The 16,467-nt window shown below is 70.5% G+C and carries 16 protein-coding genes; 8 read left to right on the top strand and 8 right to left on the bottom strand.

What is annotated here, in order from left to right; genetic code table 11:
* Positions 1–205: 205 nt before the first annotated feature.
* Positions 206–1,348 (top strand): NADH-quinone oxidoreductase subunit D, encoded by a 1,143-nt coding sequence (locus tag LIV37_RS27525; RefSeq protein ID WP_020870361.1) that lies wholly within the window; start codon positions 206–208, stop codon positions 1,346–1,348.
* Between the two features lie 72 nt (positions 1,349–1,420).
* Here the strand turns inward: LIV37_RS27525 and LIV37_RS27520 are convergent, their stop codons facing one another.
* From LIV37_RS27520 to LIV37_RS27505, 4 genes are all read right to left on the bottom strand, one after another.
* The gene (locus LIV37_RS27520) at positions 1,421–2,404 is read right to left on the bottom strand and encodes a hypothetical protein (RefSeq protein ID WP_020870360.1); all 984 of its coding nucleotides are present in this window, start codon (positions 2,402–2,404) and stop codon (positions 1,421–1,423) included.
* A 258-nt stretch (positions 2,405–2,662) separates the two neighbouring features.
* Positions 2,663–3,622 carry an ABC transporter substrate-binding protein gene (locus LIV37_RS27515; RefSeq protein ID WP_020870359.1) on the bottom strand — a complete coding sequence of 320 codons (960 nt, stop codon included), beginning with the start codon at positions 3,620–3,622 and terminating at the stop codon, positions 2,663–2,665.
* A 185-nt stretch (positions 3,623–3,807) separates the two neighbouring features.
* Positions 3,808–4,545 carry an ABC transporter permease gene (locus LIV37_RS27510; RefSeq protein ID WP_020870358.1) on the bottom strand — a complete coding sequence of 246 codons (738 nt, stop codon included), beginning with the start codon at positions 4,543–4,545 and terminating at the stop codon, positions 3,808–3,810.
* Positions 4,545–5,228, bottom strand: a complete 684-nt coding sequence (locus tag LIV37_RS27505) for an ABC transporter permease (protein ID WP_020870357.1) — start codon at positions 5,226–5,228, stop codon at positions 4,545–4,547. Before LIV37_RS27505 ends, LIV37_RS27510 begins: the two co-directional genes overlap by 1 nt.
* 140 nt (positions 5,229–5,368) lie before the next feature.
* Here LIV37_RS27505 and LIV37_RS27500 point away from each other — a divergent pair, with 140 nt between their 5' ends.
* Positions 5,369–6,526, top strand: coding sequence for a betaine/proline/choline family ABC transporter ATP-binding protein (locus LIV37_RS27500; RefSeq protein WP_020870356.1), 1,158 nt, complete (start codon positions 5,369–5,371; stop codon positions 6,524–6,526).
* Positions 6,527–6,540: 14 nt separating this feature from the next.
* On the opposite strand, the gene LIV37_RS27495 is transcribed toward LIV37_RS27500, so the two are convergent.
* Positions 6,541–7,671 carry an alpha/beta hydrolase gene (locus LIV37_RS27495; RefSeq protein ID WP_020870355.1) on the bottom strand — a complete coding sequence of 377 codons (1,131 nt, stop codon included), beginning with the start codon at positions 7,669–7,671 and terminating at the stop codon, positions 6,541–6,543.
* Positions 7,672–7,841: 170 nt separating this feature from the next.
* On the opposite strand from LIV37_RS27495, the gene LIV37_RS27490 reads away from it, so the two are divergent.
* From LIV37_RS27490 to LIV37_RS27465, 6 genes are all read left to right on the top strand, one after another.
* On the top strand, positions 7,842–9,674 hold the full coding sequence (locus LIV37_RS27490; RefSeq protein ID WP_121824445.1) for a phosphatidylglycerol lysyltransferase domain-containing protein: 1,833 nt from the start codon (positions 7,842–7,844) through the stop codon (positions 9,672–9,674).
* A gap of 38 nt (positions 9,675–9,712) precedes the next feature.
* Entirely contained in the window at positions 9,713–10,591 is an 879-nt protein-coding gene (gene folP, locus LIV37_RS27485; protein ID WP_167525791.1) for a dihydropteroate synthase, read from the top strand.
* The gene (locus tag LIV37_RS27480) at positions 10,588–11,073 is read left to right on the top strand and encodes a nuclear transport factor 2 family protein (protein ID WP_121824446.1); all 486 of its coding nucleotides are present in this window, start codon (positions 10,588–10,590) and stop codon (positions 11,071–11,073) included. Before folP ends, LIV37_RS27480 begins: the two co-directional genes overlap by 4 nt.
* Before the next feature lie 204 nt (positions 11,074–11,277).
* Positions 11,278–11,637: a dihydroneopterin aldolase gene (gene folB, locus LIV37_RS27475; protein WP_020870351.1), complete on the top strand. Its 360-nt coding sequence runs from the start codon at positions 11,278–11,280 to the stop codon at positions 11,635–11,637.
* Positions 11,634–12,227 (top strand): 2-amino-4-hydroxy-6-hydroxymethyldihydropteridine diphosphokinase, encoded by a 594-nt coding sequence (gene folK, locus LIV37_RS27470; RefSeq protein ID WP_020870350.1) that lies wholly within the window; start codon positions 11,634–11,636, stop codon positions 12,225–12,227. Before folB ends, folK begins: the two co-directional genes overlap by 4 nt.
* 62 nt (positions 12,228–12,289) lie before the next feature.
* Positions 12,290–12,787 carry a DUF3180 domain-containing protein gene (locus LIV37_RS27465; RefSeq protein ID WP_020870349.1) on the top strand — a complete coding sequence of 166 codons (498 nt, stop codon included), beginning with the start codon at positions 12,290–12,292 and terminating at the stop codon, positions 12,785–12,787.
* A gap of 78 nt (positions 12,788–12,865) precedes the next feature.
* On the opposite strand, the gene folE is transcribed toward LIV37_RS27465, so the two are convergent.
* From folE to hpt, 3 genes are all read right to left on the bottom strand, one after another.
* Complete coding sequence (gene folE / locus LIV37_RS27460) at positions 12,866–13,471, bottom strand: GTP cyclohydrolase I FolE (RefSeq protein WP_020870348.1); 606 nt, start codon at positions 13,469–13,471, stop codon at positions 12,866–12,868.
* A gap of 128 nt (positions 13,472–13,599) precedes the next feature.
* On the bottom strand, positions 13,600–15,642 hold the full coding sequence (ftsH, locus tag LIV37_RS27455; RefSeq protein WP_020870347.1) for an ATP-dependent zinc metalloprotease FtsH: 2,043 nt from the start codon (positions 15,640–15,642) through the stop codon (positions 13,600–13,602).
* A 256-nt stretch (positions 15,643–15,898) separates the two neighbouring features.
* On the bottom strand, positions 15,899–16,438 hold the full coding sequence (gene hpt / locus LIV37_RS27450; protein WP_121825240.1) for a hypoxanthine phosphoribosyltransferase: 540 nt from the start codon (positions 16,436–16,438) through the stop codon (positions 15,899–15,901).
* Positions 16,439–16,467: the final 29 nt, after the last annotated feature.

Raw genomic sequence — 16,467 nt, 5'->3', positions numbered from 1 at the left:
CCGGGGGCTCCACCACCGGGGGCGGACTCCACCGCCGGGGGGCCGCCGGGGGGCCGCCGCCGTGGCGGGCTCCGCCCCTGGGCGTCGGGGTCCAGGGGCGGCGCCCCTGGTATCGGGAAGGGGCGGGTAGGGGAAAGACCTGTCAAGGCCCACCGGACAACCGCACCCAGCAGGGGCCTCACCGGGAGCTGAGAGACTGGTACGCATGACGGAGACGACAGTCGGCATCGGCGGCGCCGCCGAGAGCACGGACATGGTGCTCAACATCGGCCCACAGCACCCCTCCACCCATGGAGTGCTACGGCTGCGGCTGGTCCTCGACGGGGAGCGGATCCAGAGTGCCGAGCCGGTGATCGGCTATATGCACCGGGGCGCGGAGAAGCTCTTCGAGGCGCGCGACTACCGCCAGATCATCATGCTCGCCAACCGTCATGACTGGCTCTCCGCCTTCTCCAACGAACTCGGCGTCGTGCTCGCCGTCGAGCGGATGCTGGGCATGGAGGTCCCCGAGCGCGCGGTGTGGACCCGTACGCTCCTCGCCGAGCTCAACCGGGTCCTGAACCATCTGATGTTCCTCGGCTCCTACCCCCTGGAGCTGGGCGGCATCACGCCGATCTTCTACGCGTTCCGGGAGCGCGAGGACCTCCAGCACGTCATGGAGGAGATCTCCGGCGGCCGGATGCACTACATGTTCAACCGGGTCGGCGGCCTCAAGGACGACCTCCCGGCGGGCTGGCTTGGCCGGGCCCGGCAGGCCGTGGCCGAGGTGCGCTCGCGGATGGGCGTGTACGACGACCTGGTGCTCGGCAACGAGATCTTCCGGGGCCGCACCCGCGGCGTCGGCGTCCTGACCCGCGAGACGGTGCACGCGTACGGGGTCAGCGGCCCCATCGCCCGGGCCTCCGGCGTCGACTTCGATCTGCGGCGCGACGAGCCGTATCTGGCCTACGCCGAGCTGAGGGACGTCCTGAAGGTCGCCATCCGCGAGGAGGGCGACTGCCTCGCCCGGTTCGAATGCCTGCTGGAGCAGACGCACGCATCGCTGGCGCTGGCCGACGCCTGCCTGGACCGGCTGGACGAGCTCCCGCCGGGGCCGATCAACCAGCGGCTGCCGAAGGTGCTCAAGGCACCCGAGGGCCACACCTACGCCTGGACCGAGAACCCGCTCGGCCTCAACGGCTACTACCTCGTCTCCAAGGGCGAGAAGACGCCGTACCGGCTGAAGCTCCGCTCGGCGTCGTACAACAACATCCAGGCGCTCACCGAGCTGCTGCCGGGCACTCTCGTCGCCGACATGGTGGCGATCCTGGGGTCGCTCTTCTTCGTCGTCGGCGACATCGACAAGTAGCCGGTCAGCGACATGTAGCCGGTCGTCGACGAGTAGCCGGTCAGCACGCGGGCGAGCCGCGCGGGCGGTCCCTCACGAGATCGCGCTGCGCAGCTCCCCGAGGTCGATCTGCTCCGTCTCGTCGTGCTCGGTCAGGTCGATGACCTCGCCCACCGCGCCCTTCTTGGTCTCCGCCAGGGTCTCGTCGCCGATCACATCCGCGAGATCCTCCTCGGCGGCCGGTTCGGGCTCCCGCTTCTGCTTCTTCGATTGCTTCTTCTGGGTGCCGAAGTAGTCGAAGCCGCTCTCCGAACGGGAGGCGGCCCGGCGGGCCGCGGCATACGGCACCACCGCCGAGGCGGCCGTACGGGCGTGGGCGCGCGGCTCCTGCGGGCCGTCGCCGTCCTGCCCGCCGGCCGCCGGGGGCTTCCCCAGCGTGGCGGCACCGTCCTTGCCCCGGCTCTCGCGCGGGCCCTTACGGTCGTCCTGATCCGCGTTCCGCTCCGGGGCCTGCTCGGAAGCCTCGGCCCGGGCGGCCGCGGCGGCGGCCTGCTCCCGCCGCTCCTTCTGCCGTCGGGCGCTCTCCCTGAGCCGGCTCAGCGCCTCGTCGGCCTTGGCGTACGCGGCGGCCGACGGCAGCCCGGTGAGGACCTCGTCCCGCTCGTCGTCGGAGTCGACGGATGCGGCGGAGTCGACGGATGCGGCGGACCCGGCGGCCTCCAGCTCCTTCGCCGGGGACGCGGCCTCCAGCGCGAGCCGGCGGCGGCCCTCCAGGGCGCTGGCCCGCTCGGTCTCGGCCGTGGCGTAGCGGCGCAGCAGCTCGGCGTGCTCGTTGCGCAGCCGGGCGAGCTCGGCTCGCTTGGCGCGCAGCCGGGTGTTGAGCGCGCCGCGGAGCTCGCTCGCCTTCTCGGCGTCCGCCTCGAGCTCCGCGATCCGCTCCTCGTACTTCATCTCCTGGCGCGCGGTCTCGCTCGCGGCCTCCGCGACCCGGCGGCCGGCCGAGCGGTCCCAACGGCGCATCAGGACGGCGCCGACGACCGCGGCGCCGGCCGCGGTCGCGGCCAGCCCACGGATCACGACCGTATCGCCGACCAGCCAGGCACCGGCGGCGCAGGTTATTGACGCGACTGCGACCGAAGCGGAGGGGAGGAGCCTGTGCAGGGGTGGGGATTGGCGGTGGCGTCCACGTGGCATGGCCCGAAACTTACCGTGCTAAGGGGTCGATTGGGTGCCCGCCGGGCCAGATCTGTTGTCAATCCGTTGGCAAATGCGGCGGTTGTGCGGCCGAGATCCCTTGCCGAGCCCTGCCAAGCCCTCCCGAGCGGGGATTTGATCCTACTTCACCAGCCCCTTGTCCCGCAGGTAGTCGTCGGCGACATCCGCCGGCTTGAGCCGCTCGGCGTCAACTTTCTTGTTGAGTTCCCTGAGATCGGCGGTCGTCAGCACCTTGGTGAGCTTGTTCAGCGAGTCCGCGATCTTCTGTGAGCCGGCGGACTTCGCATTCACCACGGGAAGTACGTTGTCGGCATTCTGCAGATTTTTGTCGTCCCCGAGCAGTACGAGCCCGAACTGGTCCAGCGTGCTGTCCGTGGTCGTGGTCAGGACCATCTGGTCCTTGCCGTCCTTGACGGCCTGCTTGGCCTGGACGCTGCCGATGTCCAGCGGGTCGATCCCGGCGATGTCGATGCCGTACTTCTTCTCCAGACCCGGCTGGCAGAAGGGCCGCTTGGGGCATTCGTCGCCCGCCGCCAGGGTGACCTTCTGCTTGGACTTCCCGAGGTCGGAGAGGGTCTTGAGACCGTGCTTCTCGGCGAAGTCGGCGCTGACCGCGAAGGCGTTCTGGTCCACGGCCTTGCCGGGCTCCAGCACCTTCAGCCCGCGCGGTTCGGCGAGCTTCTTCAGGGCCGCGACCGTCTTGGTCACGTCCGAGGAGGCCACCGGGGCCGCATTCGACCCGTTCTTCTTCTGGTTGAGGAATTCGGCCAGCGTCGCCGCGTACTCCGGCACGACATCCATCTGGCCCTTCTCCAGGGCCGGTTCATACAGCTCACGGGCGTCCACAGTCTTGATCGAAGTGGAATAGCCGGTGTCCTTCAGAACCCCCGCGTACAGCTCCGCGAGGATCTTCGACTCGGAGAAGGAGGCGGATCCGATCACCAGCGAGCCCTTGCCCGGTTTACCGGAGCTGTCGCCGCCGCTCGACTTCTCCAGGCTGTCCCCACCGCAGGCGGTCAGCCCGGCCGCCAGCGCCGCGACCCCCGCCACGGCGGCCGCCGCCCGATTGATCTTATCCATGGTTCCCCATCCGTTGTTGTGGCCGCGGTTGTGTGGCCGCGTTGTCGGCGCATTCCGCGTCATCCGCGCTTTCCGCGTCATCCGCGATCTATGCGTCATCCGCGCTGTCCGCGCTGTCCGCCCTGGGTGTCCTGGGTGTCCGCACGCCTTCGCGCCCGGTCGCGGGAGGGCTCGGCCCGCGAGTTCTACGTCGTGAGCGCCGGTGAGGCCGGCGCCTGGTCGGCGGGCGGGCGCCGGGCCGCGGTCGACCGCCGTCCCGTCCTGCGCCGCATCGGGTCGAGCACCAGGCCCAGCAGTACGAAGACGCCCTCGACCACCAGCGCGAGGGACGCGACCAGCACCGCACCGGCCACCACCTGCGGGGTGTCGGTGAGCCGGAAGCCCGCCGTGATGATCCGCCCGAGACCGCCGCCGCCGGGCAGCGCGGCCAGCGTCGCGGTGGCCACGACCTGCACCGCGGCCGTCCGTACGCCCGTCATGATGAGCGGGAACGCCAGCGGCAGCTCGACCCGGCGGATCAGCTGGCCGCCGGTCATCCCCATGCCGCGGGCCGCCTCCACGACCTCCCGGTCCGCCTCGCTCACCCCGACATAGGCGTTGGTGAGCAGCGGCGGGATGGCGAACAGCACCAGCGCGATGATGGTGGGCCACTGCCCGTGCGTCCCCAGCGGGCTGAGCAGCAACAGCACCAGTACGGCGAAGGTGGGCACGGCGCGCCCCGCGTTGGAGATGTTCACCGCGATCGCGCCGCCCTTGCCGATGTGGCCGAGGGCCACGGCGATCGGCAGCGCCACCGCGCAGGAGATCGCCAGGCAGACGAGGGTCAGGAACAGATGCTGGCCCAGCCGGTGCCACACCCCGTCGGGGCCCGCCCAGTGCGACCCGGTGGCCAGCCAGGTCCACGCCTTGGCGACGACGTCCATCAGGTGGTGCCCTTCCGACTCTTGCGTGCCCACGGCGTCAGCAGCCGCTGGAGGCCGAGCAGCAGCAGATCCGCCGCCACCGCCAGCGCCACGCACAGCACCGAGGCGGTGAGCACCTCGGCCTTGAAGAAGCTGCGCATGCCCTCGTAGATGAGGTTGCCGAGGCCGCCGTATCCGATGATCGCGCCCACCGTGGTGAGCGAGACGGTGGAGACGGTGGTGATCCGCAGCCCGGCCATGAGCGCGGGCAGCGCGAGCGGCAGCTCCACGCCGAAGAGCAGCCGCAGCGGGCCGTACCCCATGCCCCGGGCCGCCTCCCGCGCCTCCTCGGGCACCGAGGCGAGACCGGCCATGATGTTGCGCACCAGGATCGTGAGCGAATAGAGCACCAGCCCGGTGATCACCACCGCGGCCGATACTCCGAACACGGGCAGCAGCAGCGAGAACATCGCCAGCGACGGCACCGTGTAGAGGATCGTGGTCAGCCCCAGCACCGGCCCCGCCACCGGCCGCCAGCGGCGGGCCAGCAGCGCCAGCGGAAAGGCGACCAGAAGGCCGATCGCCACCGAGGCGAGCGTGATCCATACATGCTCGAGCGTCGCGTCCGTCAGCTCTTGACCGCGTGTGCGTACATATTCACCGCATATCCACTCGTTACTGATCAGACAGTTTCCGTCGGCCATACGCTCACCTCCCCCGTCGGGTCGCGGGCCGGTTGCTCATCACAATTCCAGGTGACCCTAACCCCGGCAGATGACAATCTCGTCCGATCGCCACACAACAGCAACAATGTCTGCCACGAATGCGGCAACAATGGGGAGCCATGATCCGTTTCGAGCATGTCACCAAGCGCTACGCCGATGGCACGACGGCCGTGGACGACCTCTCCTTCGAGGTGTCGGAGGGCGAACTGGTCACCCTCGTCGGCCCGTCGGGCTGCGGCAAGACGACGACGATGAAGATGGTGAACCGGCTCATCGAGCCGACATCGGGGCGGATCCTGGTGGACGGCGAGGACATCGCCGAGGCTGATCCGGTCGCCCTGCGCCGCCGTATCGGCTATGTCATCCAGCAGGTCGGGCTCTTCCCGCACAAGACCGTGCTGGAGAACACCTCGACCGTGCCGAATCTGCTGGGCTGGCAGCGGAAGAAGGGGCGGGAGCGCGCCGCCGAGCTGCTGGACCTGGTCGGCCTCGACCCGTCCGTCTACGGCGACCGCTACCCCGATCAGCTCTCCGGCGGTCAGCGGCAGCGCGTCGGCGTGGCCCGCGCGCTGGCCGCGGATCCGCCGGTGCTGCTGATGGACGAGCCGTTCGGCGCGGTCGACCCGGTCGTCCGCGAGCATCTCCAGACCGAATTCCTGCGACTTCAGTCACAGGTGCGGAAGACCGTGCTCTTCGTCACCCATGACATCGAGGAGGCGGTCCGGCTCGGGGACCGCATCGCGGTCTACGGCTCGGGGCGGATCGAGCAGTTCGACACCCCGGCCACGGTGCTGGGCGCGCCCGCCACCCCGTATGTGGCCGACTTCGTCGGCGCGGACCGGGGGCTGAAGCGGCTGTCGGTCACCCCCATCGAGCCCGGCGACCTGACCCAGCCGCCCGTGGTCCACCTGGACGACCCGCTCACCAAGGCGGCCGCCAAACTGGCCGCGGAGGGGGCGCGCTGGGCCGTCGTCCTGGACGACGCGGAGCGGCTGCACGGCTGGATCCCGGCGGAGGCGGCCGACGGCGCGCGGGGCACCGTACGGGACCACGCGCGCCGGATGGAGGCGTGGCTGCCGGTGGGGTCGCCGCTCAAGCAGGCGTTCAGCACGATGCTCCAGCACGACGCGGGCTGGATCGCGGTCCTGGACGACGACCGCTTCCTCGGCGTCCTCACCCCGGCCCGGCTCCACGAGGCGCTGCGCCGCTCGATCGACGCCGACGCGGGCGGCATCGCCCGCGGCGACGTCCAGCTCCAGACCGTCGCCGACGTGTAGGCCGACCCGCGGGCTCAGCGGTCGGCGAGGCGGCCGCCCAGCCACTCCAGCGCGGCGGGGACCTCCCGCTTCCAGGTGTTGAAGTTGTGGCCGCCGGTGCCGAGGATGATCGACGAGATCCGGGTCGGCTCCCCGCGCCGGTTGAGCCGCTTCACCTTGTTCACGAAGCGCACGGTGTCCTTGTAGTTCTGCTCACCGTGCTCGCTGCTGGAGACCAGCAGCGACACCGGCGGCGCCGGTTTGTGGTCCAGCCGCCACATCAGGTCGTTCTCCCGCTCCAGCCGCTCGCTGCCGCCGAAGAGATCGCCCGTGGTCGCGTCGATCGGGGCCTTGTACGAGGGGGAGAGCCCGGCCGCCGCCGAGAACGCGCCGGGGTGGCGCATCGCCATCTTCAGCGCGCAGTAGCCGCCGGTGGAATTTCCGATGACGCCCCAGTTACGGGCCCGCTTGCCCACGCGGTAGTGGTCGGCCACCGCCTTCGGCAGGTCCTTGGTGAAGAACGTCTCGGTCCGCGGTCCGCCGGGTACGTCCACGCACTCGGTGTCACGCGGCGGCGCGACCGTCGGCCGCATCATCACCAGGACGAGGGGTTGCATCCTCCCCGCTTTGACCAGCTTGTGCGAATGCTGTGGATACTTCAGGCCATTGATGAGGGCCTCGGTGGTGCCCGGATACCCGGTCAGCACCAGCGCGGCGGGGAAGGTCCGCCGGGCGTACTCGGGCCGGAAGTACTCCGGCGGCAGATAGATGTACGCGGGGCTCGCGATCCCGGAGACCGGCCCCTGGATCTTCACCTTCTCGACGCGCCCGGCGATCCTGGGCGAGGAGCCGCCGTCCATGGCCAGGTGACGGGTCTCGGTGACCCGCACCCGGGTGCCCGGGGTGTCGTGGTCCACCACGACACCCGGCTCGTTCTGCGTACCGAAGAGGTCGGACCAGGATCCGTAGAATCCGAAGGACTGATTGGCGAACAGTCCGAAGGCCATGAACACGGTCAGCTGCGTGCCCAGTAGCATGCCGAACCGGCCGAGTACGGGAGCCACGCCGCGCCCGGCCAGCCGGGGCCACAGCCATATCGTGACCGCGAACAGCAGCAACGCCGCGACGGCTGCCGCGATCACGATGTTGTTGCTCGTGAGACCCATCACTATCTTTCTGCCGGGCGGCCGGCCCCCCCGTGCCGCCGGGGGAACCTCCCGGCCGTGGGCCGGGCAGTGAACCCCACTCCTTCAAACGCCGTCTTACTGGGCGCAAATCGTGCGGATGCCGCGCAACAGAACCGAAGATCCTCTTGACCGAAGCGACGGGAATACAGATGTCTGACAGTCAAGATGCCGAAACATCCGGGAAGGTTCCCACCCGGATACGGCGCCTGCCGCGCGGCCCCAGGCCGGAGGCGGTGCCCACCGCCGTCGGCACCGCGTGCACGCTGATCGGGCTGATGGACATCGTCTTCCCCCGGCTGCGGCACAGCAGGGTGCACGCGCTGGCCGAGCTGCTGCCGGGCGCCGTGAGCTCCCTGGCGGCCGCCGCCTCGATCGTGGTCGGTCTGCTGCTGCTGATGCTGGCCCACGGCCTCAAACGGCGTAAGCGGCGGGCCTGGGTGGCGGCCGTGGGACTGCTGCCGGTCGGCGCCGCCGCACAGCTGCTCTACCGGCACTCGGTCATCGGCATGGTCCTCTCCCTCGTGCTGATGGGGGTGCTGCTCCGCTACCGCGCCGAGTTCGCGGCGCTGCCGGATCCGCGCAGCCGCTGGATGGCGCTGGCCAACTTCGTGATCATGGGCGCGGTCAGCGTCACCGTGGGGCTGCTCATCGTCCGGTCGCATCCGGACGCCATCGAAGGAAGCCCGTCGCTGGGCGAGCAGTTGGAGCACGTCCTGTGGGGCCTGTTCGGCTTCGAGGGGCCGGTCGACTACCGCCACGGCGCGGACTACACCGTCGGCTACTCCCTCGGCGCGCTTGGCCTGCTGACCGTGGCCACCACCGCCTATCTCGCCTTCCGCCCCGAGCACCCCGCCGCCCGCCTCACCGCCGAGGACGAGGAGCGGCTGCGGGGCCTGCTCGCCGCCCACGGGCGCCGCGACTCGCTCGGCCACTTCGCGCTCCGCCGCGACAAGGCCGTGGTCTTCTCCCCCACCGGCAAGGCCGCGGTCTGCTACCGCGTGGTCTCCGGGGTGATGCTCGCCAGCGGCGACCCGGTCGGCGACGTGGAGGCGTGGCCGGGTGCGATCGCCCGCTTCATGGAGGAGGCGCGGGCCCACTCCTGGACCCCCGCGGTGATGGGGTGCAGCGAGACCGGCGGCGAGGTGTGGACCCGCGAGACCGGCCTGGACGCGCTGGAGCTCGGCGACGAGGCCATCGTCGATGTGGCGGACTTCACCCTCTCCGGGCGCGCCATGCGCAATGTGCGCCAGATGGTCAAGCGGATCGAGCGGGCGGGCTACCAGACCCGGGTACGGCGCGCCGCCGACCTGGGCCCCGAGGAGCTGGAGACCATCCGGCGCGCCGCCGCCGACTGGCGGGGCACCGACACCGAGCGCGGCTTCTCGATGGCGCTGGGCCGGATCGGCGACCAGGCGGACGGGGACGCGGTCATCGCCACCGCCCACAAGGCCGCCGACCAGGGCGCGGAGGAGGGCCCGTACGGGGATCTCAAGGCCGTGCTGCACTTCGTGCCGTGGGGCCGGGACGGGATGTCGCTGGAGCTGATGCGACGCGACCGCAGCGCCGACCCGGGCATGAACGAGCTGCTGATCGTGGCCGCGCTGCGGGCCGCCCCCGAGCTGGGCGTGGAGCGGGTGTCGCTGAACTTCGCGATGTTCCGCTCGGCGCTGGCGCGCGGCGAGAAGCTGGGCGCGGGCCCGGTGCTGCGCGGCTGGCGGGCGCTGCTGGTCTTCCTCTCCCGCTGGTTCCAGATCGAGTCGCTGTACAAGTTCAACGCGAAGTTCCAGCCGCGCTGGGAGCCGCGCTTCGTGGTCTTCCGCAACACCCGCGACCTGCCGCGGATCGGCCTGGCCGCGATGCAGGCCGAGGGGTTCGTCTCGCTCGCCCTGCCCCGGCTGCTGCGCCGCGGCCGCCGCCCCGAGCGCCGGCCCTGCGCCCATCGGCACCTGACCGAGGGCCGCGAGCTCCAGCAGGCGGCCTGATCCAGAAGCCACCCCCCCCCTACGCCTAGGCTGGGCACATGAGCACGTTGCATGGGCGGGGACGGGTGGCCGGACTGCCGGAGTGGGACCGGTGCGCGGTGATGGGCGTGGTGAACGTCACACCCGACTCCTTCTCCGACGGCGGGAGGTGGTTCGACACCGATCTGGCCGTCAAGCACGGTCTCGATCTGGTCGCCGCCGGGGCCGACCTGGTGGACGTCGGCGGCGAGTCGACCCGGCCCGGCGCGGCGCGCGTCGACGAGGCCGAGGAGCTGCGCCGGGTGATCCCCGTGGTCCGGGAGCTGGCCGCGGCCGGGGCCGTGATCAGCGTGGACACCATGCGGGCCGCGGTGGCCGAACGGGCCGTGGCGGCCGGGGCCCGGCTGGTCAACGACGTCAGCGGCGGCGGCGCCGACCCCGCGATGGTGCCCATGGTGGCCGCGGCGGGGGTGCCGTTCGTGGTGATGCACTGGCGCGGCCAGTCGATCGACATGAACAACCGGGCGGTGTACGCGGACGTGGTCGGCGAGGTCGTCGCCGAGCTGCGGGCCGGTCTGGAGCGTGCGGTCGCGGGCGGTGTCGACCCGGAGCGGATCGTGGTCGACCCGGGTCTGGGCTTCGCCAAGGACGCCGACCACGACCTGGCGCTGGTGGCCCGGCTGTCCGCGCTGCGGGAGCTCGGCCGGCCGCTGCTGGTGGCGGCCTCCCGCAAGCGGTTCCTGGGGCGGGTCCTGGCCGGTGACGGGGGCAGCCCGCCGCCCGCCCGGGAGCGGGACGCCGCCACGGCGGCGGTCTCCGCGCTCGCGGCGCGCGAGGGCGCCTGGGCCGTCCGGGTGCACGAGGTACGGGCCAGCGCGGACGCGGTGCGCGTGGCGCGGGCCATCGAAGCGGCCGAACCCACGGCGGGAGCGCTGTGACTTCCCTTACGGACAACGAGCGTGTGGCGCTGGTGAACACCGCGCTGTACGACGCCATGGAGCAGGGCGACCACGCCACGCTGCAGCGGCTCTGGCTGGACTCCCCCGACACCGAGGTGTCCTGTGTCCACCCGGGCTGGCCGGTGCTGCGCGGCCGGGGCGAGGTGCTCCGCTCATACGCCCTGATCATGGCCAACACCGACTACATCCAGTTCTTCCTGACGGATGTCGAGGTGTCGGTGATGGCCGACACCGCCATGGTGACCTGCACCGAGAACATCCTGAGCGGCGCCCCCGCGGAGGAGGAGGGCCAGCTCGGCCCGCTGGTGGGTCAGCTGGTCGTGGCCACGAACGTGTTCCGCCGGACGGAGGACGGCTGGAAGGTCTGGGCGCACCACGGCTCCCCGGTACTCGCGGAGAGCGACGACGACGAGCCGGGCGGCCCCGAAGGCCCCGCCGACGACGGACTGCTGCCGGGCTGAGCCCACCGGAGTTCGCGCCCCGTGAGGTGGGGGTAGGAGGCTGTGGCGCGGAGCGTCGGCAGCGAGGGCCGCCCACCCCATGGGCGAGTGCCGCCGGAGCTCGCAGGTAGATTCGAGGCAGGTACCCCCGCATAAGGCAGGGGACGGGTGGTGCGTTCCGGCTGGGACGCACCCGCGTACCGACGACCAGCAGGAGTGGTTCAGGTGGATCGTGTCGCGCTGCGCGGCCTGAGGGCTCGCGGGCACCACGGTGTGCTGCCCCATGAGCGCGAGGAGGGCCAGGACTTCGTCGTGGACCTCGTGCTCGGCCTGGACACCCGGCCCGCCGCGGCCGACGACGACCTCGGCAGGACCGTCCACTACGGCGTGGTGGCGGAGGAGGTCGTGGACGTGGTGCGGGGTGAGCCGGTCGATCTGATCGAGACGCTGGCCGAACGGATCGCGGACCGGTGCCTCGAGCACGACGTGGTGCGGGAGGTCGAGGTCGTGGTGCACAAGCCGCAGGCCCCGATCACCGTGCCCTTCGACGACGTGACCATCACCATCACCCGGAGCCGAGTATGAGCAGCAGCGACCCGACCGTGCAGCCCGTTCCCGCCTCCGTGGTGGAGCAGGTGGACGCCGCCGACGTGACGTTGAGCAACCCCAAACGGGCGGTGATCTCGCTCGGCAGCAACCTGGGCAACCGCCTGGAGACCCTCCAGGGCGCGGTCGACGCGCTGGAGGACACCCCGGGTCTGCGGGTCAAGGCCGTGTCGCCGGTGTACGAGACGGATCCGTGGGGCGTGGAGCCCGGCGCCCAGGCCGCGTACTTCAACGCGGTGGTGCTGATCAAGACGACGCTGCCGCCGTCCTCGCTGCTGGAGCGCGGCCACGCCATCGAGGAGGCGTTCGAGCGGGTGCGGGACGAGCGCTGGGGCCCGCGCACCATCGACGTGGACATCGTGGCGTACCAGGACGTGGTCTCCGACGACCCGCAGCTGACCCTGCCGCATCCGCGCGCCCATGAGCGCGCCTTCGTCCTGGTGCCGTGGAACGACGTGGATCCGCAGGCCGAGGTGCCCGGGCGCGGTACGGTCGCGGGGCTGCTGGCGACGGTGGGTCAGGACGGGGTCCGGGTCCGCGTCGATCTGGAACTGCGACTGCCCGAGTAGACGTTGATCCGGATAGGTTCCGGGAGACGCTGGCACGTACTGGATTGAGGGGCGACCGCTCGGTGAAGCAACTTCGGATCGGGGTGCTGGTCGGGCTGTTCGCCGTGGCCGGTGTGGTGTCGTGGGCGGGAGCCCGGCTGTGGGACACCTTCGGGTCGCTGCCGAGCGTCCCGGTGGCCGCGCCGATCGTGCTGGCCCTGATCGCGGTGGTGCTGGCCGCCACCGCGCTGTCGCTGCGGGCCCGGCTGCGCGCCCAGCGGGAGCGGCAGCCCGACGCCAAGGGCGTGGACCCGATGGTGGCCGCCCGTGCGGTGGTCTTCGGGCAGGCCAGCGCGCTGGTGGCGGCGCTGATCTCGGGGATGTACGGCGGGGTGGGCGTCTTCCTGGTCATGGAGCAGCTCGATGTGCCCGCCCGCCGCGATCAGGCGTTCTACGCCGGGGGCTCGGTCCTGGCGGGCGCGGGAGTGGTGGCGGCCGCGTTCTTCCTGGAGCGAGTGCTCAAACTCCCCGAGGACGACGACAACGACGGCAACGGCCCGAGCGCGGCGGCCCGCGCCTGAGGCGCGCCCAGAGCCCGGAGGGCCCGGCCAGAGAGCCCGGAGGGCCCGGCCAGCTGTGCGGGGAGCCCGGAGAGCCGCTCAGCGGGCCATGATGAGGCTCATCGCCTCCGCCCGGGTGGCCGGGTCGCGCAGCTGGCCGCGGACGGCCGAGGTGAGGGTCTTGGCACCGGGCTTGCGCACCCCGCGCATGGTCATGCACATGTGCTCGCACTCGACCACCACGATCACCCCGCGCGGTTCCAGTATCCGCATCAGGGAGTCGGCGATCTGGGTGGTCAGCCGCTCCTGGACCTGGGGGCGGCGGGCGTAGACGTCGACCAGCCGGGCCAGCTTGGACAGCCCGGTGATCTTGCCGTCGTGGGACGGGATATAGCCCACATGGGCCACGCCCACGAACGGCACCAGGTGATGCTCGCAGGAGGACATCACCTCGATGTCCTTGACCAGCACCATCTCATCGTGGCCCAGGTCGAAGGTGGTGGTCAGGACGTCCTCCGGCTCCTGGCGCAGCCCCGCGAAGATCTCCTTGTACGCACGGGCCACCCGGCCCGGCGTCTCGCGCAGCCCCTCCCGGTCGGGGTCCTCGCCGACGGCGATCAGCAGCTCGCGGATCGCGTTCTCGGCGCGCTTCTCGTCGAATACGCCAATGGGGCTCTCGCCGTCCAGCGTCACCGGGTCGGTCATGGAGCTGCCTCGTTCCTCACATACACGCACACGAACGCGAAAATGCCGCGTCCACCAGGCTAGAACCTGATGGACGCGGCGTTCATTCCGGGGCCACCGGGGACGGACACCGCCCCCCGTGGTGGGGGTCAGCTCTCCGAACCGGAGCCCGACTCCTCGGGGCGCTCGGCGGCGTCCTCCGGGGTGGCGCTCTTGGTCAGCGAGGCCGCCGAGGTGGGCTGGGCACCGTTCGCCGGGGCGAGCTCCCTGGGGGAGAGCACCGGCGGACGGGTGGAGGGCGTACGCCGCGAGGAACCGGTCCACGCCGGGCGGGCCGGACGCTTCACGATCGGGGCGAAGATCTCGGCGATCTCCTCCTTGTTCAGCGTCTCCTTCTCCAGCAGCGCCAGCACCAGGTTGTCCAGGACGTCCCGGTTCTCGACGAGGATCTCCCACGCCTCGTTGTGCGCGGCCTCGATGAGCTTCTTGACCTCCTCGTCCACCAGCGCGGCGACCTCTTCGGAATAGTCGCGCTGGTGAGCCATCTCACGGCCGAGGAACGGCTCGGAGTTGTCGGAGCCGAACTTGATCGCGCCGAGCCGCTCGGTCATGCCGTACTGCGTGACCATCGCGCGGGCCGTGGTGGTGGCCTTCTCGATGTCGTTGGACGCGCCCGTGGTCGGGTCGTGGAAGACGAGCTCCTCCGCGGCCCGGCCGCCCATCATGTAGGCGAGCTGGTCCAGCATCTCGTTGCGCGTGGTCGAGTACTTGTCCTCGTCGGGCAGGACCATGGTGTAGCCCAGGGCCCGGCCTCTGGAGAGGATCGTGACCTTGTGCACCGGATCGCTGTTCGGAGACGCCGCCGCGACGAGGGCGTGACCGCCCTCGTGGTACGCGGTGATCTTCTTCTCCTTGTCGCTCATGATCCGGGTCCGCTTCTGCGGACCGGCCACGACACGGTCGATCGCCTCGTCCAGGAAGTGGTTGTCGATCAGCTTCCCGTCGCTGCGGGCCGTCAGCAGGGCGGCCTCGTTCAGCACGTTCGACAGATCGGCACCGGTGAAGCCGGGGGTGCGGCGGGCGACGGCCGACAGGTCGACGTCCGGGGCGACCGGCTTGCCCTTCTGGTGGACCTTGAGGATCTCCAGCCGGCCCTGCATGTCCGGGCGGTCGACGGCGATCTGCCGGTCGAAGCGGCCCGGGCGCAGCAGCGCCGGGTCGAGGATGTCGGGCCGGTTGGTGGCGGCGATCAGGATGACCCCGCCCTTCACATCGAAGCCGTCCATCTCGACGAGCAGCTGGTTCAGCGTCTGCTCGCGCTCGTCATGGCCGCCGCCCATGCCCGCGCCGCGGTGCCGGCCGACGGCGTCGATCTCGTCGACGAAGACGATGGCCGGGGCGTTGGCCTTGGCCTGCTCGAACAGGTCGCGGACGCGGGAGGCACCCACGCCCACGAACATCTCGACGAAGTCGGAGCCGGAGATCGAGTAGAAGGGGACACCCGCCTCGCCCGCGACGGCGCGCGCGAGCAGCGTCTTACCCGTACCGGGCGGGCCGTAGAGCAGCACACCCTTGGGGATCTTGGCACCCACGGCCTGGAACTTCGCCGGCTCCTGGAGGAACTCCTTGATCTCCTGGAGCTCCTCGACCGCCTCGTCGGCGCCCGCCACATCGGTGAAGGTCGTCTTCGGCGTGTCCTTGGTGATGAGCTTGGCCTTCGACTTGCCGAAGTTCATCACCCGGGAGCCGCCGCCCTGCATCTGATTCATCAGGAACAGGAAGACCACGACGATCAGCACGAACGGGAGCAGCGAGAGCAGAATCCCGACGAAGGGGTTCTGCTTCGACGTCGAGACGTTGTACCCGTCGGGGATCCCGCCCTGCTTCTGGGCGTTGGCCTGCAGAGTCTTGGCGAGATCGACGCCCTGGTCACCGATGTAGGTGGCCTGGAGCTTGTCGCTGCCCGAGATCTTGGCGACGTTGTCCTTGAGCTTGATCTTTACCTTGTGCTCGTCGCCGGTCGTCAGTTCGGCGGACTGGACCTGGTTCTGGTTGATCGCCTTGACGACCTGACTGGTGTCCACCGACTTGTAGCCGCCGGACGAGCCGACGACCTGCATCAACACGACCACGGCGAGGACGGCCAGCACGATCCACATGACCGGCCCACGGAAGTAGCGCTTCACGTCCATCCATACGGGGCGAAGCCGCCCCGTCCCTCCTGCCACAGTGAGGCACGGCAGCCCTGGAGGGGCGCCTGTGCGTGCGGTGTATTGCGGTGTATTTGCGGTGTATGAGCTGTGTAATCCTCAGTCTCGAAAAAGACTGACCTTCGGACGGTACCCCAGCATTGTCACCCGACGCCGCCGTGGACTGTTAACAAAACCGCCTTCCCCAGCTCCAACGGCGGAAAACCCCGCCAGGTTCCCAGGGGGGCGGCGGCGCCCGTCAGCCGCCGTAGACGTGAGGGGCCAGGGTGCCGACGAACCGAAGGTTCCGGTACTTCTCGGCGTAGTCCAGGCCGTAGCCGACGACGAACTCACTGGGAATGTCGAAGCCGATCCACTTCACATCGATGGCGACCTTGGCCGCCTCCGGCTTGCGCAGCAGGGTGCAGACGTTCAGCGAGGCCGGCTCGCGCGAGCCCAGGTTCGACAGCAGCCACGACAGCGTCAGTCCGGAGTCGATGATGTCCTCGACGATCAGGACGTGTTTGCCCTTGATGTCGGTGTCCAAGTCCTTCAGGATACGCACCACCCCGGAGGACTGGGTGCCCGCGCCGTAGGACGACACGGCCATCCAGTCCATGGTGACGGGCGTGGAGAGGGCACGCGCCAGATCCGCCATCACCATGACCGCGCCCTTGAGCACGCCGACGATCAGCAGATCCTTGTCCGCGTACTCCTCGTCGATGGCGGCGGCCAGCTCGGCCAGCTTCGCGTTGATCTCATCCTCGGTGATGAGGACCGACTTGAGGTCGGTGCCCATGTCCTTGTCGTCCACCCGCGCCACTCTCG

Source organism: Streptomyces rapamycinicus NRRL 5491 (assembly GCF_024298965.1).
Taxonomy (GTDB): domain Bacteria; phylum Actinomycetota; class Actinomycetes; order Streptomycetales; family Streptomycetaceae; genus Streptomyces; species Streptomyces rapamycinicus.
Note: the sequence above shows the minus strand (reverse complement) of the source record. Positions and strands in the feature narration are given on the sequence as shown.

What these genes read in the sequence shown, in the direction of transcription:
- LIV37_RS27495 (WP_020870355.1), bottom strand. Translation starts at nt 7,671, where the DNA reads ATGGGTCTCACGAGCAACAACATCGTGATCGCGGCAGCCGTCGCGGCG.
- hpt (WP_121825240.1), bottom strand. Translation starts at nt 16,438, where the DNA reads ATGGGCACCGACCTCAAGTCGGTCCTCATCACCGAGGATGAGATCAAC.
- ftsH (WP_020870347.1), bottom strand. Translation starts at nt 15,642, where the DNA reads ATGGACGTGAAGCGCTACTTCCGTGGGCCGGTCATGTGGATCGTGCTG.
- LIV37_RS27505 (WP_020870357.1), bottom strand. Translation starts at nt 5,228, where the DNA reads ATGGCCGACGGAAACTGTCTGATCAGTAACGAGTGGATATGCGGTGAA.
- LIV37_RS27515 (WP_020870359.1), bottom strand. Translation starts at nt 3,622, where the DNA reads ATGGATAAGATCAATCGGGCGGCGGCCGCCGTGGCGGGGGTCGCGGCG.
- folK (WP_020870350.1), top strand. Translation starts at nt 11,634, where the DNA reads ATGAGCAGCAGCGACCCGACCGTGCAGCCCGTTCCCGCCTCCGTGGTG.
- LIV37_RS27500 (WP_020870356.1), top strand. Translation starts at nt 5,369, where the DNA reads ATGATCCGTTTCGAGCATGTCACCAAGCGCTACGCCGATGGCACGACG.
- LIV37_RS27525 (WP_020870361.1), top strand. Translation starts at nt 206, where the DNA reads ATGACGGAGACGACAGTCGGCATCGGCGGCGCCGCCGAGAGCACGGAC.
- folE (WP_020870348.1), bottom strand. Translation starts at nt 13,471, where the DNA reads ATGACCGACCCGGTGACGCTGGACGGCGAGAGCCCCATTGGCGTATTC.
- LIV37_RS27490 (WP_121824445.1), top strand. Translation starts at nt 7,842, where the DNA reads ATGTCTGACAGTCAAGATGCCGAAACATCCGGGAAGGTTCCCACCCGG.
- LIV37_RS27510 (WP_020870358.1), bottom strand. Translation starts at nt 4,545, where the DNA reads ATGGACGTCGTCGCCAAGGCGTGGACCTGGCTGGCCACCGGGTCGCAC.
- folP (WP_167525791.1), top strand. Translation starts at nt 9,713, where the DNA reads ATGAGCACGTTGCATGGGCGGGGACGGGTGGCCGGACTGCCGGAGTGG.